Here is a 23475-nt window from a genome sequence, read left to right as displayed (position 1 = left end):
TTTTTTGTCGTTGGAATATTTTCAAAATCCTAAGTAATATGTTGCCAAATCGCTTTAGCCCGAATAGCGAGCAGGTAAAAAAATGGCGTGTTTGCAAGGCTTACAATAGCTTTGATACAATAATCAGCCAATGCCATTTGTAGCGATTCTCCCACGCTTTGCACAGCCCAAAAAGCCACGCAAAAAAACACCATCGTATCGATAAATTGCGCGCTTAGTGTCGAGCCACCATTTCGTAGCCACCAATGCTTTGGCGCGTAAGTCTTAAGCGCGTAAAAAATCGCCACATCAAGTGGCTGAGACACGCAAAAAGCGATGATAGAAGCGAGGGCGATTTGGGGGGTGGAGGCAAAATATGAGGGATAAAAAGCAAGCAAAAGCCCCAAAAAAAGCACTTTTATGACTTCTGTCTTGCCATATTTTTCGCTCAAAATATCAAGTAACAAAAAGCTAAAAGGATAAGTAAGCGCACCAAAAGTGAGTGGCGTAGAGCCTATCTTAAACTGCACGGTGTAGTTTGCGATGATGATTATGCTACTTAAAAGTAGCGAGCTAACAAGCATTACTTTTAGGGGCATTTTGCTTGGTTTTTTTTGGGGTGTGGCTGGCTTTATCGTTGGCGTAGAATCAGTGGAGTTTGTGTCGGGGAGTTGTTGCATTTGGATTCCTTAGTTTTTGTTTATTTTGTGATTTTGTCTTTTTTAGATTTTTGGTATTTTTTGCATTTTTATTTAAGGTTTTTATATGTTAGATTTTGCTTTATAGCACTTTTATTTGTGTCAAAATCCTAGCATTCACACTTGCGCAAAATCTGCTAGCATTTGTGGATAGATTTAGCCCTAGAAAGTCTTTTTTATTTACAAAAGCATAGATTCTAAGCACGATAAATGCGTTGTGTGATTGCTTTATGCTAAGCAGGGTTTTTTTCTTTTTTTCTAGCTTAGAGATAAACCTATCGCATTCTTTGCGAAAAGAGCTGGCATTAAAGATTTTGGAGTGGATTTTGTAAAATCCTTTTATGGCGTTTGTCTCTTCGATTTTTATGTCATTTAGCGTGTTTTGGGTGTTTTGTGTGGATTTTGCGTTGTTTTGGGAGGTGCTTATTGTGGATTTTTCGTATTTTTCTAGTTGTTTTTTCCATTCTTTGTAGTTTAAAATTATCGCTTCTTTTTTGGCGATTTTGCACTCATTTGGGCGAAGTCCTAGCTTTGCATACACTACCGATGGCAAAAAATCCTCCATATACAGCTCAATCCCAAGCATAAAATACGACCGCTTTTGCATAGCCCAAACTTCCTAAATCAAATATACAAAATCTAATTTTTGCCTTGTAAGCCCATTGCCTCAATCGACAAAACGCGCATTTTATCGCAAAAAGCTAAATTTGTTTTGTTTGTTTGAATTTGTGAGTGGTTTTGCTTTGATTTTGCTAAATTTAAGCAAAAAATTAGGAATACTAGGCTAAAATCCCCCTCGTCTTTTTGCCAAAATATTTTATGATATTTAGGCACATTTCACACACGCTTATTCCTTATTTGCGTTGCGTTAAAATCCAAAAACAGCCAATTATCGCTACTTCAAAAGCATAGATTTTGAGTATGGATTTTGGCATTTGAGTAGATTTTATCGTTAAAGAGCGTGGAGGACAAACCAATCTAAAAAGGAGAATTTACAATGGTAACAATGAAAGATTTGCTTGAATGTGGCGTGCATTTTGGGCATCAGACTAGGCGGTGGAATCCAAAGATGAAACCATTTATCTTTGGGGTTAGAAAAAATATCCACATTATCGACTTACAAAAGACTTTACGATACTTTCGATACACTTACAATATTGTGCGAGAGGCAGCTTCACAAGGCAAAGTGATAATGTTTGTAGGGACAAAAAGACAGGCAAGCGATGCTATCAAAGAGGTAGCACAAAAGGTAAATGTCCCCTATGTGAATTATCGTTGGCTAGGTGGTATGCTAACCAATTTTAGCACGATTAAACGCTCCGTGAGAAAACTAGAAATCATCGAAGAAATGGAATCTAGCGGACAAATCGACTTGCTAACCAAAAAAGAAAAACTAATGCTACTTCGCAAAAAAGAAAAACTAACGCAATATTTAGGCGGTGTGCGACATCTAAAAAAAGCCCCTGATATGCTTTTTGTCATCGATGTGGTAAAAGAAAAAATCGCCGTAGCAGAAGCGCGCAGGCTAGGCATACCCGTAGTCGCCCCGCTTGATACAAACTGCGACCCTGATAAGGTGGATTATCCAATCCCGGGAAATGATGATGCGATTCGCTCCATACAGCTATTTTGCAAGGAAATGAGTGAGGCTATCATCGAAGGGCGTGAGATGAATGCGGATAATCTAGATGAAAATGATTTCGCAGAATCTAGCGAGCGAGTGCCAGCAAGCGATAAGGAAAAACAAGAAGTCTTGCAAGAAGCGATGCAAGAATCAAACAAAGATTTAGAAAAAGGCTTAGAGAGAGAATCTAGCGCAAGTAAAGCAAGAAGCACAAGAAATGCAAGTGAGACAGATGAGGCAAAACCACGCGCTAGGACGCCTAGAGCCCCTCGCACGCCAAGAGCCCCAAAGACACAATCTAGCAAGACGCAGGGGGACGAAAATGAGTGAGATTAGCGCACAGCTTGTAAAACAGCTAAGAGAAATGACAGATGCAGGAATGATGGACTGCAAAAAAGCACTTGTGGAAGTAAATGGGGATTTGGAAAAGGCGGTAGAATATCTGCGTGAAAAAGGTTTAAGCAAGGCGGCAAAAAAAGCTGATAGAGTAGCCGCAGAGGGCGTTATCTCTGTGGAAGTGGCAAAGGATTTTTCTAAAGCCACGCTTGTAGAGATAAATAGCGAAACAGATTTTGTCGCTAAAAATGATAATTTTAAAGATTTAGTGTCAAAAACCACTTCGCTTGCTTACCAAAATGCTGTAAATGACGCTAAGGATTTGCAAAATCTGCAAGTAGATAGCGTTGGCTTTGATGACTATCTAAAAAGCCAAATCGCAAAAATTGGCGAAAATATCATCGTCCGCAGAATCAAAAGCATAAAAGCGGGCGGAAATACGCTTGTAAATGGGTATGTGCATTTTAATAATCGCGTAGGCGTGCTTATCAGTGCGAAATTTGACAATAGTGCCAATACAGACAAAATCGCCGAACTTGTGCGAAATCTATGTATGCACGCAGCGGCTATGAAGCCAGCAGTGCTTGATTATACGGGGTTTAGTGATGAGTTTTTGCAAAAAGAATGCGTAGCCCTTGCAGCTGAAATCGAAAAAGAAAATGAAGAGCTAAAGCGACTTGGCAAACCTCTAAAAAATGTGCCAGAGTATGTCTCACGCGCCCAGCTTAGCGATGATGTGCTAGCCAAGCAAGAAGCCAAACTCAAAGAAAATCTAGCTAAGCAGGGCAAGCCTGAAGCGATATGGGATAAGATTATCCCCGGGCAAATTGAGCGATTTATCGCGGATAATACGCTAATTGACCAGAGATTGACTTTGTTAGGGCAGTTTTTTGTCCTAGATGACAAAAAAACCATAGCCCAAGTTTTGAGCGATAAGTCAAAAGAATGGAGCGATAATATAGAAATCCTAGAATATGTGAGATTTGAGCTTGGCGAAGGGATAGAAAAAAAGGCTGAAAATTTCGCTGATGAAGTCGCCGCACAGATGAAATAAAAGCAATACAAAACACATAAAATAAAGGATAGCAAAAAATTTTTGCAAAAAGATTTTGCAATAACGCTATAATAAACGAAAATCTAGCATAGATTCGTTGCAAAACGGAGTAATACAAGGGGTAAGAAATGGCAGTATTTGGCAAAGCAGGCGGACTTTTGCAAGTGTTTGCACCAGAGTTTTTTGATAGCCTAAATCTAGATGAAAATCGCGCGCAAATCAAACCAAACAGCGTAAATGAAGAGCCTCCAAATGTGTTTGAAGCATTGCAATATGTGTATCCATATATGCTAGAGGCACTCACGCCCAAAAGCCCTATCCACCAGCGAATCCTATCCACAAAGGGTGAGAGCAAAATCCAAATTACCAAAAATATCTATGCTATTGAGCAAAGCTACCCACTCAAACTAGAATCAAAAGCGTTTTTTGAAAGCCATAAAGAATTTGTAGATTTTCAGCTGATTGTGCGCGGGCAGGAGTATTTTTTGATAGCCCCTAGTAGCGAATGCACCATAGAGGAAAAATACGATGCAGAGAAGGATTTGCTCGTATATAAGACACCTAATCATTGCTCCAAACTTTTTCTAAACGCAGGGACTTTGGCGGTATTTTTCCCACAAGATGTCCATGCAGGTGGGCTTGGGCTAGAGGATTTTGGTGGTGCTACTGCCAAAAAAATCCCCGAAGTTTTTAAAACCGTCCTAAAAGTCCCACTAGAGCTTTTCCCTTAAAATATTTTCAAAAACTACTTTGATTGCCTCTTTTTAAACTCGTTTTTTTTTTTTTTTTGTTACAATCACATTTGGCTTTTTTTGCGCTTTTTTCTGCATTGTTTTTTGCTTTGTAGTATGGATACATTATCGCAAGATATTATCTTTCAAATCATTTACAAATCACTTAAAGGGGATATTCTATGCTTTTCTCATCATTTGCTTTTATTTTTGCATTTTTGCCTATTGTGTGGATAGTTTTTTATTTGCTAAAAAATGCAAAGTTTAAAGCGCATTTTCTTTGGGCGAAAATATTTTTGATTGCTTCATCGTTATTTTTTTACGCCTTTTGGAAAGTGGCGTATTTGCCTATAATGCTTGGCTCAATCATTGTGAATTACTTTTTAGCAAAAGCGATTTTGCGTTTTAGCGTTGCACGACTTTGTGTGAAAACGGGGGGGGGGGGGGGCGACTTCACGCGCAACTTCAAGCACGCTAGATTCTAGTAAAACATCATTACAAGATTCACTAGAATCTAACATTGCTTTCTTATCACAAGGCTTTAAAAAAACCGAAACAATCCATAAAAAAGATTTGGATTGCCACGAAAAATCTAGCGGTTTTTCTCGCAATGACGACACAAGTGTAGATTGCCGCGAATCGCTACGCGATTCTCGCAATGACAAATTTTTCACACCAAAATTCTACTTCATTTTAGGCATTATCTTTAATCTCTCTTTACTTTGCTTTTTTAAATACACGGATTTTTTGTTAGAAAATTTCAATTTGTTTAGCCAAATAGCGCATTTGGATTTTGAGATTCCATTGCCACATATTCTTTTGCCCCTTGCGCTTAGTTTCGTTACCTTTCAGCAAATCGCATTTTTGTTTGACTGCTACAAACACGCAACAGGGAAGTCTAGCGAAAATCTAAAAATAGATTTTATCGATTATGCGTTGTTTATTAGCTTTTTTCCGCAACTTATTGCGGGTCCCATTGTCCATCACCGCGAAATGATGCCACAATTTGCTAAAATGGGCACTGATTCAAGCGATTCAAAAGATTCGTCATTGCGAGTGAGCGAAGCGAACGCGGCAATCCATAATTTAAATAGCGCAATAGATTGCCACGATTCTGCAACTTTTAACAAAGTCGCAGAATCTCGCAATGACGCAATCAACTACGAATATCTAGCCAAAGGCATTTTTATTTTTAGCATTGGTTTATTCAAAAAAGTATTCATCGCTGATAGCTTTGCCAAATGGGCAAATGCAGGATTTGGCATTGTCGAAAACGGCGGACACCTAAATATCGCCGAATCTTGGACGACTTCGCTAAGCTACACATTTCAACTCTACTTTGATTTTAGCGGATATTGCGATATGGCGATGGGACTTGCGCTGTCGTTTGGCATAGTGCTACCGCTAAACTTCAACTCACCTTACAAATCGCTAAATATCGCAGAATTTTGGCGCAGGTGGCATATCACTTTGGGGCGTTTCTTAAAAGAGTGCCTTTATATCCCGCTAGGTGGCAGTCGTGTGAGCAAAATCTTAAATTTACGCAATCTGTTTATCGTAGCATTTTTAAGTGGCATTTGGCACGGCGCAGGGTGGGGATTTGTGATTTGGGGAGTGTTGCACGGAGTGGCAATGGTGATTCATAGGGTGTATTCGTGGTTTATAGATTCATTAAATGCAAATATTTCGTCATTGCGAGATTCGCAACGCGAATCGAAGCAATCCACGAATCAAACACGAATCGCCACCACTTCGTCATTGCGAGATTCGGCTTTAGCCGAATCGTGGCAATCCACAAATTCCACCTCCATTACGGAGGACAATTCCACACTTTCCCCCTCCCTTGCGGAGGGGGATAAAGGGGGTGGGTTAAAAGCACAAAATAATAGTGGCGTAAAATTTTCAAATGATAAATATACCCACCCCCTAACCCCCTCCGCAAGGGAGGGGGAAAATTTGGGGAAATACTTCGCAAGGGAGGGGGGACAGATTGGCAAGTCGCACTTTTTAGCATTTACCCAAAGCAAAATCTACAAAATCCTTGCGTGGTTTATCACATTTAATTTTATAAATATCGCTTGGGTATTTTTTAGGGCGGAGAATGTAAGCGGAGCGGCGAATCTACTCAAAGGTATGTTTGGGATTGTGTGGGTTGATTTGCCACAAAAATGGCATAGAATGCCAGAAACCCTAGCGCAAATCAGCGGACGAAATGACACGATTTTTTATATCATTATCGCAATTTTTGTGTGCGTTTTTGCGAAAAATAGCTTTGAAAAATTGCAAAATTTTAGTCCTATTTGGAAAAATATTTTATTTGCCACAACTCTCACAGCTTTTGCATTATTTACAATGTTGGCAAACGACTATTCGCCATTTTTGTATTTTAATTTTTAAGGAAAGGTTATGAATCCATACAAACGATTTATTTTGATTTATTTTTCTTTAAGTTTTTTAATACCTATTTTGATAAGTGCGTTGCTTTATATTTACGACCCATTGCAAGTGTGGCACAAGCCCTATTTTAGGGATACAACCTTTATTCGAGATTCGCGAATCCAAATCAAAGGCATTGTGAAACATTATGATTTTAATTCGTTTATTTTGGGCACTTCAATGATGGAAAATATTTTATCAAAAGATGCAAATCAAAAGTTTGGCAATAAATGGGCAAATATTTCTAGCGGTGGTTTTGCGCTCAATGAACGAGCTGTGATTTTGAAATATATGTTAAAACACACGCAACCCAAAAATATCATTTATTCGCTTGATATAGGACATTTGGTAGAAACTCACAAAAATGACACTAAAAATTTTGCGTTTCTTTATGACGATAACGAGCTAAATGACTTAAAAATCTATTTTAATAAAAAGTTTGTTTTGTGTGCGATTAGATTTTCAAAGAGTGGAGATTGCGTGGGGAGCAAGGATTTGGATAATTTTATAAGTTGGCTTTGGATAAAAGATATTGGGCATAATGCTAGATTTGGCGGAATGCAAAAATGGCTAGAAAACAGCGAAAATGACCAAATCAAAGACACGATAAAAGAACTATCATTGATGAAAACACCGCCACCATATAATCCCACGCCTTTTAGTGATTCGATAGAATCTAATCAAAAATTTTTGGAGGAAAATCTTTTGGTATTTGCTAGGGCAAATCCAAATACTAAATTTTATGTCGTTATCCCTGCATATTCACGGCTTTGGTATCGGTTAAATGATAAGATTTACCCCAAAGAAAAAGTGATTTTAAAATGGCTTGTAAATGAAGTGGCGAATCTAAAAAATGTGGCGATTTATGGGCTTGATGATTTGGACTATGCCGATGAGATTGCAAACTACAAGGATTTGACGCATTACAATATCGATATGAACTCAATGCAATTAGACGCAATCGCGAATGGGACGCATATCTTAACACCCCAAAATATCGATAAATATTTATCCACAATGGAATCCAAAATCAAAAATTACGACATTGCACCGCTTATCGCCGAAATCAAAGCGTGGGAAGCGCAAAGCAAGAAAGATTTGGCTAAGTAAAGTGCGTTTTTAGGATTTTTGGGTAAAATATCGCATTTTTAAATTTAAAAGGACAAAAAATGACTACGATTTTGACACTAGAAAACCCTAGCGATGAGCTTTTGAGGGCATTTAAAAATATGGCAAAAGCCGCAAATGTCAAATGCAAAATCGGCAAATCAAAAGAGCCAAAATATTATGCGCTAGAAGATTCCCCAGCGATAAAAAAGATTGACAAATGGGCGTGTGAAAACCCTGATTTAGCCAAACAAGCTAGATTAGAATTAGAAGCTGAAATGAGAAGCTATGCAAGTAATCCTATCAAATAGTGCCGAAAAATTTTTAGATAAGCAAGGCGATGGCGACCCAAAGGGGATTTATAAAGTTCGCGTGTTTTTGGCAAATTTGAGCTATGAAAACAATCCCACTGCCCTGCCAAACTGCAAAAAAATGCAAGGAAGCAAAGATTTATGGCGGTGGCGCGTGAGTAATTATCGAATCATAGGGCGCGTGAAAAATACCGAATTATTGATTGAAATCATCAAAATCTCCACGCGTGAGGGCGCGTATTAGGCAAATCTAGCAAAGAAGCCTTGTCGCTACCTATTTAAGAAATGGCTTAGAAATGGGCTTTTGTAAGCGGATTTGGTGTGAATGTAGTGCTTTGAATCTATCGCTATAAATTGTCATATTTGTCCTTTATTTGTCATTAAGATTGCGAAATAAAATGTAAAAATATAAACGCAATGGTAGCAAAATCGATTTTTTAAATGCGGATTTTTTAATGTGAATGTTTAAACAAATTTAATCTATTTTATATTTGCTACATTGTTAGCATTAGCAGGGTTTGTTGAAATTTTAGCTTTTTTATTATCCAAAATCCCCCACAAAAGCAGATTTTATAAAGATTTTACATTTGTTGTTTTTCTATGATTTTAGATAAGTTTTTGATAGATTCGCGCAAAATCTAAAGGCTTTTTAAGCACATTTTGTATAAAATGCTGAAATTTTGCTTAAAAATTTAATCAAGCAATAACGCAAACGCACAGGCGTTAAAAGCAAGCAATGCAAGCATAATGCCACATTGCAAGCACATTAAAAGGACTCAAATGCCACAACGCACCGACATTAACACTATTTTACTCATCGGCTCTGGACCCATTGTCATCGGGCAGGCGTGCGAGTTTGACTACTCGGGCACGCAAGCGGCAAAGACGCTAAAAAATTTGGGCTACCGCGTGGTGCTGATAAACTCAAACCCCGCGACCATTATGACAGACCCTGATTTTGCCCACCGCACTTATATCGAGCCTATCACGCAAGAAGTCATCGCAAATATCATAAAAGCCGAAAACATTGACGCGATACTGCCTACTATGGGCGGACAAACCGCGCTTAATGTCGCAATGGAAATGTATGAAAGCGGGGCATTGGAGGGTGTGAAATTTTTGGGTGCAAATCCTAGCGCAATCAAAAAAGGCGAGGATAGACAGGCGTTTAAAGAGGCTATGCTAAAAATCGGTATGGATTTGCCAAAGAGCCATTATGCCTACACGCTTGATGAGGCGGAGCAAGCGGCACAAAGCATTGGATTCCCGCTTATTATCCGTGCGAGTTATACACTAGCGGGCGGTGGAAGTGGCGTGGCGTATAATATCGAGGAGTTTAAGGCATTGGCAAAAGCGGGGCTAGAAGCAAGCCCGATAAATGAAATCTTAATCGAAGAAAGCCTGCTGGGGTGGAAAGAATATGAAATGGAGGTAATCCGCGATAAGAATGATAACTGCATAATCGTGTGCTCTATCGAGAATCTCGACCCTATGGGCGTGCATACGGGGGATTCTATCACTATCGCCCCTGCGCTCACGCTAACCGACAAAGAATATCAGCGAATGCGCGATGCTTCTTTTAAGATTTTGCGTGAAATCGGCGTGGATACGGGCGGGAGCAATGTGCAATTTGCCATAAATCCTAACAATGGACGAATGACGGTGATTGAAATGAACCCGCGAGTGTCGCGCTCCTCCGCACTTGCGAGTAAGGCAACAGGCTACCCCATAGCCAAAGTGGCTACAATGCTAGCCGTGGGATTTAGCCTAGATGAGATTACAAACGACATCACAGGCACGCCTGCGAGCTTTGAGCCGAGCATTGATTATATCGTTACCAAAATCCCGCGCTTTACTTTTGAGAAATTCCCGCTAGCAGATTCTACTCTCACTACTTCGATGAAGTCTATCGGCGAGGTGATGGCGATTGGCGGGAGTTTTAAAGAGAGCTTGCAAAAGGCGTTGTGTAGCTTGGAGAATGGATTTTGCGGGCTAGATAGTATGACAAGCGACATTGAGCTAGCGAAAAAAGAAACGCGCAGGGCAAATGCAAATCGAATCTTGTATGTAGCGGATTGCTTTCGGCTGGGGCTTAGTGTCGATGAAGTCGCGGAGCTTAGCAAAATCGATAAATGGTTTTTGCACCAAATCTATGAGCTAGTGGAGGCTGAAAAAAGCGTAAATAGCGAGATTTTACGCGATGAGGGGGCTATGCGCACTCTCAAATCGCAAGGCTTTAGCGACAAGGCATTGGCTAGATTTTTGGCGCAAAATGAGGGCGTGGAGATGAGTGAGGGCGAAATCTACACGGCAAGAAAGGCAATGGGCGTGGTGGCAAGATATGAGGAGGTGGATACTTGTGCGGCGGAGTTTGAGGCATTAACCCCATATCTTTACTCTATGATTCCGCTCAATCCTTTGCCTAGCAATTTGTCTTTGACAAATACTTCGATTGATTTAGGGGTAGATTCTGCAAACAACGCAGAATCTACCCACGATTCGTCATTGCGAACGAGTGTAACGAGCGTGGCAATCCACAAATCCACAAAAAACAATATAGATTGCCACGATTCGGCTATCGCCGAATCTCGCAATGACAAAATAAATGCAGAATCTCACACGGCACGCGATTACAAAACAAACAACTCGAATGAATACCACAGAAAAAATTGCCAAAAAGATGACGCGCAAAGCAAAAAAGTGCTGATAATCGGTGGGGGTCCAAATCGCATCGGTCAAGGCATCGAATTTGACTATTGTTGCGTGCATTCTAGCTTCGCGCTCAAAGACTTAGGCGTGCAAAGCATAATGTATAACTGCAACCCAGAAACCGTTAGCACGGATTATGACACAAGCGACACTCTTTACTTCGAGCCTATCGACTTTGAGCGCGTGAGAGCTGTGATAGAGAGAGAAAATCCAAATGGCATAATCGTGCATTTTGGGGGGCAAACGCCACTAAAACTTGCCAAAAATCTCACCACCATCGGGGCAAAAATCATCGGCACAAAGGCAGCCGTAATCGACACCGCAGAGGACAGAGAGAAGTTCGCCACATTTGCTAAAAAACTAGAACTCAACCAACCCCAAAATGGTATCGCGTATAAAAAAGAGGAAGCGTATGAAATCGCGCGAAATATCGGCTACCCCGTGCTTGTGCGCCCTAGCTATGTGCTAGGCGGGCGCGCTATGCGTATCGTGCAAAGCGATGATGAGCTAAAAACCTATATGGACGAGGCGGTGAGAGTGAGTGAGTCTAGCCCCGTGCTTGTGGATAAATTTTTAGACCACGCTACCGAGCTAGATGTCGATGCGATTTGCGATGGGGAGGAAGTCTATATCGGCGGGATTATGCAGCATATCGAGGAAGCAGGCGTGCATAGCGGGGATTCTACGAGTGTCTTGCCTAGCATAAATATCGATGAGAAAATGCTTGCAACCATTCGCACCACCACTGAAAAAATCGCCATAGAGTTAGGAATCATAGGCTTATTAAACATTCAATACGCAATCCACCAAAATACGCTTTATATCATCGAAGTAAATCCGCGCGCTAGTCGCACCGTGCCTTTTGTCAGCAAAGCCACAGGGATACCGCTTGCCAAAGTCGCTACAAGAGTTATGTGGAATCACGCATTAAACTTAGAATCTGCCCACCTTTGTCATTCTGAGCGGAGAGTTAGCGAAGCGAAGAAACTCACAAATAGAGATATTTCGGCTTTTTCAAAGCCTCAATATGACAATACAAAATCTAGCCAAATTTTGCGCGAAGCATTGAAATTTTATGATAGCTTTAATCGCATTGATTTTAGCGCAAAGCCACTTTGCCACAAGGCACTAAATCATATCGCTGTGAAAGAATCTGTGTTTCCTTTTAGCAAACTAAGCGGGGCGGATTTGATTTTGGGTCCTGAGATGAAAAGCACAGGCGAGGTTATGGGGATTTCGCGCAATTTTGGGATTAGCTTTGCCAAAGCGCAAAATGCGAGCAAAAATACTCTGCCAAAAGAGGGCAAGATTTTCATCTCGCTTGCTGATTGTGATAAACAATTTGCGCTTAGCGTGGCTAGTGCATTTGTGGAGCTAGGATTTAGCATTTGTGCGACAAGCGGGACGCATAAGATTTTGCAAAAAGCAAAAATCCCATCTAGCTGTGTGCTAAAAATAAGCGAAGGGCGTCCAAATATCAAAGATTTCATCACAAATAAAGAAATCGCCCTAGCGATAAACACAAGCGATGGCGCACAAAGTAGCAATGATGCAAAATCTATCCGCAGAGAAGTGCTCAAAAACTCGATTCCGTATTTTACCACCATAGCCGCCGCCCTAGCTGCCGCACAATCCATAAAAGAAATCCAAAAACAAGATAGTAATATCCCAAAACCTTTGCAAGAATTTATGCAAGATTAGGGCGATTTTTGATTTTGTAGCGAAAAAATAAGATAGATTTTGATACAAATCGCTAGCAAATACATTGCTTTAATCTAGCAATGTTATTTTGTGTGTTGGCTAAGATTTTGCTGATTTTAGTTAAGGTTTGATTAAGTATTGCATTTACTTTTTTTTTTACAATGCTAGCTCTAAATTTTTGTAAAGGAGCATTGTAATGAGAAGTTTTACTATCGCTAAGCGAGAAATAAAAGACGAGGTTGTATTTTATTATTGCTTTAAAAACTGCTCTGTTAATGGCAACTAATCATAACTAGCAACTCTTAAAGTGAGAAATTTTAAGAGTTGCGCTTCTTTTTGGACTTCTAAATGACAACTTCAACCAAACAAATCAACGAAAATGACATACTTCCACTGCCAAAAACACTTGAATTTTATGAGATTGAAAATGAAGTGCTAGTGATTGCTAGCGATTGTGGAAATACGCTAGGGCTTTTTAACACAAATCAAGTAGAGATTTTTAAAAACTTGCAAAAATACACAATCGCCAAAGCTGAAAAAATGGCGACAAATCAAGCGGATTTTGATTTTGTAGTGGCACAGATTTTGGATAGAGAGTTTTTTGATACATCGCTTGAAATGTGTGATGAATACGATACGGCACAAATCTATTTAACCAATGCTTGCAATTTGTCCTGCCCACACTGCTATATGGATTCTGGCAAGGCAAATGAAAACGAGCTAGATTCTAAGCAATGGTTTGCCCTGCTTTCTAATCTAGCTAGACACGACATAAAAGAAGTGATTTTTAGCGGTGGGGAGATATTGCTACATAAAAATTGCTTGGCTATTATCAAATATGCCAAAAATCTTGGAATGATAGTGAGGCTAAAAAGTAATGGTGTGCTATGGAAAAAAGAGTGGATTAGTGATATTGCGCCGTTTATCGATGATATACAAATCAGCATTGATGGCATAAATGAGGAAATGAATGCAAAAGTGCTCGGTGCTTCAAATTTTGAAAAAGCATTATCTAGCGTAGAATGGTTTTTAAAATGCGGGGCAAAAGTCATCATCGCTACCACCCCGACTTATGAAAATATCGATGAAATGGAATCTAAATTTGTAGATTTTGCGACAAATTTACTACATAAATATGAGGACAATTTAAAATTTATCGTTTCACAAAAAATGCTAGGCGGGCGCGGTGTAGCGATGAAATATGATGATAAAGCCAAACAATACGCCAAAAAAGCAGATTTGATAATGCAAAAAATTTACCCAAACTACAAAATCAAAAATCTAGCGATAAATATGGAGAAAAAACAGCGCGTTAGAAATTGTGGCTATGGGAATCTAAGCTTTTCAAGCAATGGAAATATTTATCTTTGCAATCGCGTTGATGAGCTAAAACCATTTGCAAATATCAATGATGATTTAGGAGAAGTTTTGCGCAAAGCAAAAGAGTTTAACAAGCAAAGTAGCGTGGATTTTATAAGCCCTTGCAAACATTGCAGTGTGAGGTATATTTGTGGGGGTGGGTGTAGGATTGATGAATATAGTTTTAGAGGTAGGCAGGAATTATTAGATAAAAAATTAACCAAAGAATGTGATGAAAAATTTAGGGCAAAATTTAAGCAATCATTACTAGATGGGTTAAAATACATTTATGCAATATAATTTGCGACTTAGGTTTAGCATTATCAGGGATAAAATCTGCGTAGAATTTCAACAATGCGTAGATAGATTAGCACCTGCTATGAGGACAAAAAGTGTCATCGCAAATGCAAGAATTAGCGATGATGAGAGAGAGTTGCTGATATTTTTGCAACAGATTTTGGGTAAAAATCCGCCATTTGTAGTAGAAAAAGATTTATTTTGTGATTTGCTGTTTAAAAAGATTGAAAATCTTAATTTCTTATTTACACAAACCAAAAATAGAAGTTTAAAGCGGATTTATAAAATCCCGTTTGAATCAAAGCCATATAGATTTGGCACGCTAAAACCGACAAATATCAAAATCTACATTCAGCATATTTCTAAACACAAATGCCGCGTGGAATCTTATTTTGATTTTAGTGGCAATGAGATTCCGCTAGGATATAGTTTTTTGATAATCAAAGATAAAATGCTTTTTAAAATGGATACAGCAGAGATTATCAGTAAGGCAAACTCGATTGTCTCAAATATATTTGATGATTATTTTTCTTTTGATGAGCTAAATATGCTAAAAAACGAATTTATCGTGCTTGTCAAATCGCTAGATAAAAAACAAAAAAGCGTTAGTTTTGGGAGTAAGTCTAGCGGATTTTTGTCATTTGATAGGGGGTTAGAATATGATATAGATTTGTATAATAATTTATTAGAATCGTATTTGAAGGGTAGAAATTATGTGGAGTTAGATGATAAAGTGTTGTTTTTTAAAGATAGTGATTTGAGTGAAAAAGCTATCTTGCAGATTATCCAAAAATCACATATTCAATCAAGCGATATTGTAGAATTTTTGGAAAAAATCAAAAATCTTGTGCAATATCCTTGCGATTACGCATTGGACAATGTAAAAAATAGCATTAAAGTGGAGTTAAAACCTTATCAAATCGAAGGTGTTTTGTGGCTATGCAATCTATACAAAAACAATGCGTGGGGTGGGTTATTAGCCGATGATATGGGACTAGGGAAAACTCTGCAAACTATTTGTTTTTTTGTGGTTAATCATATTGACAATATTCTTATCATATCCCCTGCTTCGCTTGTGCAAAATTGGAAAAATGAGATTTTAAAATTTACGCACATAGATGAAAATGATATTTCTACAAATTTGCAACTATCTAAAATCCAAATTTTATCTTATGAAAGTGCGAGAATCAATTTTGCAAAATTGCCCAAATATCAGCTTGTAGTTTTAGATGAATCCCAAAAAATCAAAAACAACAAAACACAGATTTTTACCGCAATCAATCAAATCAAACGCGATTTTACTATCATCATAAGTGGCACTCCTATTGAAAATTCTTTGCTTGATTTGTGGAATATGATGAGTGCGGTCAATGTCAATTTTAAATGGCTATATGAAAATAAAATCGCCCCTTTTATGGAAAACCCACAAAATGCTATCCATTTAAGTATCAAATTGCTAGCTCCATTTATCAAAAGGCGCAAAAAAGATGAGGTGCTAAATCTCCCTAATAGATATGATGAGACGATTTTGATAGATTTTAGCGATAGTGAAAAAAAGGCATATAATGAAATTTATAAAATCTTTTGTGCCGCGCTAAAATCTAAACTATCTGCTAGGGCAAATTTTGTCATATTGCAAGGGCTTTTAAGACTTAGGCAATTTTGTAGTCTGCATAAGATTATCCCCTCTACGCTTTATAATTGCCAAAATCTGCACGATTCTAAATTAAATGCGCTATTAAAATTAGTCAATGATATACTTGATAAGCAAGAAAAAGTCATCATTTTTTCGCAATTTACAAAAAGCTTGGGCATACTAAAATCTATGCTAGATAAAACAAATTTTTTGTATTTAGATGGTAGCGTCTCTAAACAAAATCGAGCAAGATTAGTCGAGCAATTTCAGGCACAAGATAGCCCATTTAATGTGTTTTTGGTAAGTCTAAAGGCTGGTGGTGTCGGGCTAAATCTCACAAATGCGCAAAATGCCATTATCTTAGAGCCTTGGTTTAATCCTGCGATAGAAGAGCAAGCCTTTAGCAGAATCCACCGCATAGGGCAAAATAAGCAAGTGCATATTTATAGATTGCTTTATGCAGATAGCATAGAGGTGCAAATCAATGACCTTATCAATCACAAACTAAGCCTCTCTCAAAACCTAAACAAAGAGTTATTAAAAATGGCTAAAAATATGTTTAATAATGACTAAGACAAATACATTGCAAGTGGATTTTGCTTTTTATCATATTTATGACGCGCTAAATGCAAACACTTACAAATCTATCCCACAAGAAAATTTATACAAAATCCTTAAAAATCATTGATTTTTTTAAACTTTTATCAACTCTTTTTTATTATCATTAGTGCAAAATATCGCTACAAAATCAAACAATCAAGGAGCAAAAATGCAAAGCACCACACCGCAAAATCCACCCAAAATCCTAATCATAGGCGGAGGCTATGGGGGGCTAAAAGTCGCGCTAGGATTGCAAAGAAAGCTAAAATCTAAAGCCCATATTACGCTTATTTCAAAGCACGACTACCATTACCAAACGACACTGCTTCACAAAGTCGCCATAGGCACGCTAGGCTCGCGCAAAGCTAGAATCTTTTATCGCAAAATCTTAGACCCGCAAAAAGTGGGCTTTATCAAAGATAAAATCATAGAGCTATGCCCGCAAGAAAACAAAGTGAGGGGAAATGGCGGGGAATATCACTATGATTACTTAGTCATCGCGCTTGGGTTTAAGCCAGATAGCTTTGGCATAAAAGGCGTAGATAAGCACGCTTACAAACTATCCTCGCTAAATGCCGCCCTAAAGCTAACCAAAAATATCGAAAATAAATTTAAAGAATACACGCATACCAAAAACCAAAAAGATTTAGAAGTCGTGGTGTGTGGCACGGGATTTACAGGGATAGAATTTACCGCAGAGCTAGCCACGCAACTTGATGAGCTATGCCTTATTTGCGGGATTGATAGAAGTTTGCCAAAACTCACTTGCATAGGCAGGGCAAAGCAGATTTTGCCTGTGTTTGAGCCTAGCCTAGCAAAAGCCGCTCAAAACAAGCTAGAAAAATACGGCGTAAATGTCCTAACAGGCACAGACATAAAAGAAATCCAAGCAGGCAAAGTCCTAGCCCAAAGAGATGGCATAGACATACAAATAGAGGGCAATACAATCATTTGGAGCGCGGGGGTAAAAGGGAGCGACATCATCGAAAAATCCATAATCCCAAACAAAAAAGGCAGAATCCCCGTAAATGCCCAGCTACAATGCGAACCATACCCAAATATCTATGTAGTAGGCGATAGCGCGCTAGCCACCGACAAAGATGTAATCCACGCCCCAACAGCCCAGCTATCAGCACAAATGGGAGACTACATAGCAGAGCTACTCATCGCCAAGCTAAAAGGCAAAGATTTTAGCAAGCCATTTAAATTTAACCACAGAGGCACGGTCTGCTCTATCGGGCATACCGATGGCGTGGGCGTGGTGTATCACAAAAATGTCAAGGGAGAATTTGCAGCATTTATGAAAAATACCATAGAAAATAAATGGCTATTTAGCTTAGGTGGATTCCCTATGGTGTTTAAAAAAGGGCAGTTTAGGTATCGCACAAGCAATTAGCATAGATTTTGGCAGTGGCGTTGGCATTTTTGCTTGATTTTAGATTTTTGCGTTGCGCGCCTCTATCTCAGTGTTTTGCTATCTTTTTGTGCCAAAACTTTATCCGCTTAAAAAGAAATTTATCAAAAAACGCTACAATACGCTACTTTATTTATACGATTTTAACTTCATTAGCAAGGTTTATACAATGCGCTTACGACTAAATCATATCAACTACATCGCAAACAAAATCGCCCTAGAGCTTTACAACGCTAGCTTTGTAACGCTAAATGTCCCCCTAGAATCCATAGCCAAAATCGCCCAAGAAATCCTAGAATCTGATACCAAGCAAGAACTAGCAATCGATAAAAAAGCCCAAGAAATCGTGGAGGAAAACCAACAAGAAGTGGATTTTATCCGCGCTGATGAGAGACGACTTTTTGGGCTTATCAAAAAGCAAATCGCTAATGAGGAAAAATTTTTGCTTTTTTGGGACGATAGGTATAACGCCCTCTCTCATAGGATTTTAGACGCTATTGTGGCAAAGCAATACATTAGCTTTAATGTAAGCAATAATCAAATAAAAAATGTGATTTTTAGGGCGATTGATTCTTTTGCAAAGCTACACGATAGTATCCAAGATGAAGTGATGCAAAAAATCAAAAATTATAAACGCAAGCTACTTGCAGGCACTGATGAATACGAGCTAATCTATGAACGACTATATGATGAGGAGCTACGCAAAAAAGGATTTTTATAACGCGTCATAAAAAAGGGACGAAACCATAATGAAAAAATCGCAAAACGCAGAATCAAAAACAAATCAAGCAAAGAAAAAAGTGTGGATTTATTGCGCAAATGGAGCGTTTTTTAGCGGGCATTTGTTTGCAGGTGGTGGCACAAGCGTAGGGGAGCTAGTGTTTAACACCTCTTTATGTGGCTATCAAGAAATCATTACCGACCCAAGCTATGCGGGGCAGTTTATCACATTTTGTATGCCAGAGATTGGCATCGTAGGCACAAATCCGCAAGATTGCGAAAGCAGTGGGGTTTTTTGCAGGGGCGTTATCGTGCGACATTATGAGGATTTTGTCTCAAATTTTCGCTCAAATCAAAGCCTAAAATCGTTTTTGGATTCTGCAAATGTGCTAGGGATATGCGATATAGACACCCGCGCTATTGTCAAAATGCTACGAAAAGACGGGGCAATGATGATGGTGGCATCTAGCCAAATAAGCGACAAAGATGAGTTGGCAAAGATTTTGGCACAATCTACCCCCATAGAGTGTGAAAATCTAATCAAGCAAGTAAGCACAAATGCGCGATACACGCACGATGAAGGGGTGTTTGATTTTGCCAAAATAGACTATGCAAAATCTAAACCTAGCCAAAAAATCATCGTCATAGATTTTGGCGTGAAGCGAAACATACTAAACGAACTTGCAGAAGTGGGGCTAGAGCCTGAAGTATGGGGGTATGAATTTAGTGCAGAAGAGATTATCTCGCGCTTTGAAAAAAAAGAGATAGGCGGGGTATTTCTCTCAAATGGACCGGGCGACCCCAAATTTTTGCGCCCACAAATAGAGGAAATAAAAAAACTAATCACAGCAAAAATCCCTATTTTTGGGATTTGTCTAGGACATCAGCTTTTGTCTATCGCACACGGACACGACACGCATAAGCTAAAATTTGGACATCACGGGGGCAACCACCCTGTAAAAAACCTAGACACCCAAAGCATAGAAATCACTTCGCAAAATCATATCTACTCCGTGCCAGAATCTATCGCAGAAGTCGCAAACATTACGCATAGAAATCTTTTTGATAGCAGTATTGAGGGGGTGCGCTATAAAGACTCACCGATTTTCTCCCTCCAGCACCACCCAGAGTCAAGCCCCGGACCCAAAGAATCCCGCAGTATTTTTGCAGAATTTGCAACACTGATAAAAGAGAATCAATAGCTTATAAATGTATTTGTTGCAAGTGATGATTTGCTATTTCAAATACTAATCACGCAAGATTGCTGTGCCTATGCCCTTGTCTGTGAAAAACTCCAATAGCAAACAATGCTCTATCCTACCATCGATTATATGCACGCGAGATACGCCATTTTCTATCGCTTCTATGCAGTTTTGTAGTTTTGGTAGTATGCCACCGCTCACGCCATCGCTTTTTAGTAGATTTTTTGCTTCGCTTGTTTTTAGGATAGGGATTAGGCTGTCTTTGTCGCTAAAATCGCGGTAGATTCCCTCTATGTCGCTTAAAAATACGAGTTTTTCGGCATTTAGCCCTTGAGCGATAGCACAGGCTGCATCATCGGCATTGATGTTGTAGCCCTGCCCACTTTTATCTGCGCTTATAGGGCATATCACAGGGACAAAATCACTATCAAGCAAACTCACAATAAGCCTAATATCCACAGATTTTACATTTCCTACAAACCCTATATCTTTGCCATTTATGAGCTTTTTGCTAGCATTTAGCGTGCCTCCGTCTTTGCCGCTTATCCCCACAGCACGGACCCCAAAACTCCCCATATAGCCTACTAGCGATTTATTGATATAGTTTAGCACCATTTCAGCTACTTGCAATGCACTCTCATCAGTGATACGAAATCCATCTTCAAACTTCGCTTCCCCGCCTAGCTTATTTATCCATTTGCTGATTTCTTTGCCACCGCCGTGAATGATTACGGGCTTAAACCCTATGGATTTTAGCAATGCAATATCAAGCACCACGCTTTTTTTTAGATTTTCATCTTCCATAGCACTTCCGCCGTATTTGATGACGATGATTTTGCCACTAAATCGCTGGATATAGGGCAATGCTTCAATAAGGACTTTTGCTTTTTGTTGGAGGGTTTGCATTGGTATAGATTCCTTAATAGTAGAGATTCCTTAAAATGTTTTGTTGTTAATGATTGTTGTAGATTTTGTATGGCTAAAATCTTGCAATATTTAGCCACGATTTTAGCGCGTATTTTAGCGCGACTTAGGCGACTTAGGCGAATTAGGCGAAATTCCCCCCTAGTCGCTCGCCACCTAAAATGTGAAAATGCAGATGAGGGACTTCTTGCCCGCTGTCTTTGCCTATGTTTGTGATTAGGCGATAGCCACTATCTTTTATGCCGACTTTTTCTACGACTTCTAGGATAAACTCACTCATTTTTCCCATAAGACTAGAATCAATCTCATTAAAATCTTTTAGCTCTTTTTTGGGAATGGCTAAAATATGCACCTTTGCTTTTGGGGCAATATCATAAAACGCCAAAAATTCATCATTTTCATAGACTTTGTTGCAGGGGATTTCGCCTCGCACTATTTTGCTAAATATCGTGCTCATTTATCGCTCCTTATGTGGTTTTGGGTTTGTTTTTGGATTTTGTGTTGTTTAAGATTTTGGGCAAGATTTTGAGAGAGTTTGCAAAGCATTTTATATTCCTTATAAATCGTTGTATTTGTTTAGGTTTGGCTATGTTGATTATGCAGATTTTAGCTTTTGGCAATGAAAAATTTTAGTGCAAAAAGCGAGATTCTTGGGCTTGCAAGATTCGCTTGCTTTCTTTTTTTAGGCTATATGCTTCATCGTAGGATTTTTGTATGATGGAGTGTAGCATTTCTAGCTTTGAGGCGTTTTCTTTGCCATCTAGCATATCTAGGGCAAACCCATATAGCTGTATATTTTGCACTATATCAGCAAAAGCCTTCTCTCTTGCGCGGATATACTTGCTCTCATCTTCGATAAATTCCGCCACCTCTACGATGACGCGCTCTAGGACAAACCCCGCTAAAGAGCCTAGTTTTAGCCTATCATAGAGGATATGCTTAGCGGTTGCTAGCTGTGTATCTATATGGTTTTTATCACTTTTGCTCATATATATCAGCACGCTTAGCACCGTGATAACCGCTTCTATATCAGGTCCCAAAGAGCGAGATTTCCACCGAATGATGAACCGCTGGATTTTGGAGAATTGTGGCAACATAATAAGCCCCTATGTGTCAAATGTATCAAAGATTTTAATGAATCATTTTAGTTGGCTATCGCTGTTATTCCACATAAAAATACCAACAAACACCCCAAATGCTACTAACAATAAAAGAAAATCAAACATTTGCCAATCTCCTAAATCGTTGTTTCTAAACCCGTTTTTATCCCGTTTGTCGCTTATTTTGATTTTGTAAAATCTATCCCCCCGTTTATCCTTAAAAAACTACCCCAAAAAATCTACCCCCAAAAACTACCCCAAAAATCCAAAAATATGCAGGCTAGAATCTCTATCCATCAAAATCGAACCAAATTCAAACCAAAATCAAACCAAATCAAATCCAAAATCAAAACTAGCCATTTGCCAAAATGCCAAACAAAATCCTACAACAAACGCGCATAAAGCGGATATTATAACATATAAAATAAAAAATGCATATCATCGATTCCATAATCAATCCAATTTCAATCCAATGTCAATCCAATGTATGTTATAATCTAGCCTTTTTTTGCACGCTTATTCAAACTCTTAAAACCCCCTAAGGCTAGCATAATGCAGACACAAAAGCAAAAATCCACAACACTTAGCCTACAAATCACAAATATCCACGCCATTATCTCGCCAAATGTCAATCTAGACGCATTTATCCACCAAAAATTTAATAGCCAAATATCTAATCAACAAAATCTTGCTAGCTCATTAGAGCGTCTAAAATCCTACCAACAAGATTTTAATTTGTCCCACTTACCGCCCTTAGAGCGCAGAAGACTTAGCAATGCTAGCAAATGCGCCCTTAGCCTAATAACCCCACAAAACAACGCCAAACAAAATCCACCACAAAAACCTATGCCAATCGTATTTAGCTCTACTTTGGGAGAGATAAATCGCTGTTTTAATATGCTACTAAATCTGCAAGATAGCTACTTGCTATCGCCTACTAGCTTTTCTATGTCCGTGCTAAACGCCACTCCAGCCCTGCTAGCAATCGCTACCAAAAACAACGCCGAAATCAGCGCAATAAGCGCAAACCCAAGCCTAGAATACGGCATCATAAACGCCTACACAAAGCTAAAAGATTCTGCCAAAACCGAAAATAAAATAAATGAAATAGATGAAGTCCTTGTGCTAAGCTATTATGAGGGATTGTGCGAAGCGTATAACCACTACAAAGAACATCAAAACAACGCACCTTTGCAAAGTATCTCTAAAAATGAGCCACCATTTTTGCTACTAGCCCTAACAATAAGCCTGCCAAATCAAAGCCAAACAAATCAAAGCCAAACAAGCCAAAATCTAACCAACCAAAATCCACAAACCCCCACATACAACGCTACACTAGAAATAACCCAAGACAAAACCCCCACCCACAATCCTAACAACGCCAAACAAAACTCCCTAGAAATCATCACAAGTGAGCTAGATTTTTTGAGTGCTATACACGCGCTAGATTCTGCTAGCGATATTTCTTATTGCTTACGCACAAATGATTCTATGATTTTCAAATGGCACATAACTAAAATCTAAAATACAAAAACAC

At 38.9% G+C, this 23475-nt stretch carries 20 protein-coding genes and 1 pseudogene; 15 read left to right on the top strand and 6 right to left on the bottom strand.

All coding sequences use genetic code 11. The features are described 5' to 3' along the window. Window positions 1-29 precede the first annotated feature (29 nt). Window positions 30-659, bottom strand: a complete 630-nt coding sequence (locus ACWIUO_RS03255; RefSeq protein ID WP_454176503.1) for a queuosine precursor transporter — start codon at window positions 657-659, stop codon at window positions 30-32. 100 nt (window positions 660-759) lie between these two features. After that, the gene (locus tag ACWIUO_RS03250) at window positions 760-1284 is read right to left on the bottom strand and encodes a DUF4279 domain-containing protein (protein ID WP_454176502.1); all 525 of its coding nucleotides are present in this window, start codon (window positions 1282-1284) and stop codon (window positions 760-762) included. A gap of 390 nt (window positions 1285-1674) precedes the next feature. Between ACWIUO_RS03250 and rpsB the strand changes: the two are divergent. The 3 genes and pseudogenes from rpsB to ACWIUO_RS03235 form a co-directional block, all read left to right on the top strand. Continuing rightward, window positions 1675-2472, top strand: a pseudogene (gene rpsB, locus ACWIUO_RS03245) (30S ribosomal protein S2); the annotation flags it as partial. 151 nt (window positions 2473-2623) lie between these two features. After that, the gene (gene tsf / locus ACWIUO_RS03240) at window positions 2624-3691 is read left to right on the top strand and encodes a translation elongation factor Ts (RefSeq protein ID WP_454176529.1); all 1068 of its coding nucleotides are present in this window, start codon (window positions 2624-2626) and stop codon (window positions 3689-3691) included. A 128-nt stretch (window positions 3692-3819) separates the two neighbouring features. Continuing rightward, the gene (locus ACWIUO_RS03235) at window positions 3820-4422 is read left to right on the top strand and encodes a YhcH/YjgK/YiaL family protein (RefSeq protein WP_454176501.1); all 603 of its coding nucleotides are present in this window, start codon (window positions 3820-3822) and stop codon (window positions 4420-4422) included. A gap of 383 nt (window positions 4423-4805) precedes the next feature. On the opposite strand, the gene ACWIUO_RS03230 is transcribed toward ACWIUO_RS03235, so the two are convergent. Beyond that, on the bottom strand, window positions 4806-4943 hold the full coding sequence (locus ACWIUO_RS03230) for a hypothetical protein (RefSeq protein ID WP_454176500.1): 138 nt from the start codon (window positions 4941-4943) through the stop codon (window positions 4806-4808). Between the two features lie 169 nt (window positions 4944-5112). Between ACWIUO_RS03230 and ACWIUO_RS03225 the strand changes: the two genes are divergently transcribed. The 11 genes from ACWIUO_RS03225 (at window position 5113) to carA (ending at window position 19914) form a co-directional block, all read left to right on the top strand. Beyond that, the gene (locus ACWIUO_RS03225) at window positions 5113-6819 is read left to right on the top strand and encodes an MBOAT family O-acyltransferase (protein ID WP_454176528.1); all 1707 of its coding nucleotides are present in this window, start codon (window positions 5113-5115) and stop codon (window positions 6817-6819) included. Window positions 6820-6828: 9 nt separating this feature from the next. Then, the gene (locus ACWIUO_RS03220) at window positions 6829-7968 is read left to right on the top strand and encodes a hypothetical protein (RefSeq protein ID WP_454176499.1); all 1140 of its coding nucleotides are present in this window, start codon (window positions 6829-6831) and stop codon (window positions 7966-7968) included. Window positions 7969-8027: 59 nt separating this feature from the next. Next, window positions 8028-8276 carry a hypothetical protein gene (locus tag ACWIUO_RS03215; RefSeq protein WP_454176498.1) on the top strand — a complete coding sequence of 83 codons (249 nt, stop codon included), beginning with the start codon at window positions 8028-8030 and terminating at the stop codon, window positions 8274-8276. Then, complete coding sequence (locus ACWIUO_RS03210; protein ID WP_454176497.1) at window positions 8254-8520, top strand: type II toxin-antitoxin system RelE family toxin; 267 nt, start codon at window positions 8254-8256, stop codon at window positions 8518-8520. The genes ACWIUO_RS03215 and ACWIUO_RS03210 overlap by 23 nt, the downstream gene beginning before the upstream one ends. Window positions 8521-9056: 536 nt before the next feature. After that, on the top strand, window positions 9057-12686 hold the full coding sequence (carB, locus tag ACWIUO_RS03205; protein ID WP_454176496.1) for a carbamoyl-phosphate synthase large subunit: 3630 nt from the start codon (window positions 9057-9059) through the stop codon (window positions 12684-12686). A gap of 348 nt (window positions 12687-13034) precedes the next feature. Next, the gene (locus ACWIUO_RS03200; RefSeq protein WP_454176495.1) at window positions 13035-14345 is read left to right on the top strand and encodes a radical SAM protein; all 1311 of its coding nucleotides are present in this window, start codon (window positions 13035-13037) and stop codon (window positions 14343-14345) included. Further along, window positions 14335-16551, top strand: a complete 2217-nt coding sequence (locus tag ACWIUO_RS03195) for a DEAD/DEAH box helicase (RefSeq protein ID WP_454176494.1) — start codon at window positions 14335-14337, stop codon at window positions 16549-16551. The genes ACWIUO_RS03200 and ACWIUO_RS03195 overlap by 11 nt, the downstream gene beginning before the upstream one ends. Further along, entirely contained in the window at window positions 16544-16666 is a 123-nt protein-coding gene (locus ACWIUO_RS03190) for a hypothetical protein (RefSeq protein ID WP_454176493.1), read from the top strand. Before ACWIUO_RS03195 ends, ACWIUO_RS03190 begins: the two co-directional genes overlap by 8 nt. A gap of 81 nt (window positions 16667-16747) precedes the next feature. Continuing rightward, window positions 16748-17974, top strand: coding sequence for an NAD(P)/FAD-dependent oxidoreductase (locus ACWIUO_RS03185; protein WP_454176492.1), 1227 nt, complete (start codon window positions 16748-16750; stop codon window positions 17972-17974). Window positions 17975-18161: 187 nt separating this feature from the next. Continuing rightward, the gene (locus ACWIUO_RS03180; protein WP_454176491.1) at window positions 18162-18713 is read left to right on the top strand and encodes a DUF507 family protein; all 552 of its coding nucleotides are present in this window, start codon (window positions 18162-18164) and stop codon (window positions 18711-18713) included. Window positions 18714-18741: 28 nt separating this feature from the next. Further along, window positions 18742-19914, top strand: coding sequence for a glutamine-hydrolyzing carbamoyl-phosphate synthase small subunit (gene carA, locus ACWIUO_RS03175; protein ID WP_454176490.1), 1173 nt, complete (start codon window positions 18742-18744; stop codon window positions 19912-19914). Between the two features lie 45 nt (window positions 19915-19959). On the opposite strand, the gene argB is transcribed toward carA, so the two are convergent. From argB to ACWIUO_RS03160, 3 genes are all read right to left on the bottom strand, one after another. Then, window positions 19960-20820, bottom strand: coding sequence for an acetylglutamate kinase (gene argB, locus ACWIUO_RS03170; RefSeq protein WP_454176489.1), 861 nt, complete (start codon window positions 20818-20820; stop codon window positions 19960-19962). A 142-nt stretch (window positions 20821-20962) separates the two neighbouring features. Continuing rightward, window positions 20963-21295, bottom strand: a complete 333-nt coding sequence (locus tag ACWIUO_RS03165) for a histidine triad nucleotide-binding protein (protein ID WP_454173032.1) — start codon at window positions 21293-21295, stop codon at window positions 20963-20965. Between the two features lie 172 nt (window positions 21296-21467). Then, window positions 21468-21935 (bottom strand): hypothetical protein, encoded by a 468-nt coding sequence (locus ACWIUO_RS03160; RefSeq protein ID WP_454176488.1) that lies wholly within the window; start codon window positions 21933-21935, stop codon window positions 21468-21470. Window positions 21936-22490: 555 nt separating this feature from the next. On the opposite strand from ACWIUO_RS03160, the gene ACWIUO_RS03155 reads away from it, so the two are divergent. Then, a complete protein-coding gene (locus ACWIUO_RS03155) occupies window positions 22491-23462 on the top strand; it encodes a beta-ketoacyl synthase chain length factor (protein WP_454176487.1) in 972 nt (323 codons plus the stop codon). Window positions 23463-23475 lie beyond the last annotated feature (13 nt).

Source organism: Helicobacter sp. T3_23-1056 (genome assembly GCF_053654535.1).
Note: the sequence above shows the minus strand (reverse complement) of the source record. Positions and strands in the feature narration are given on the sequence as shown.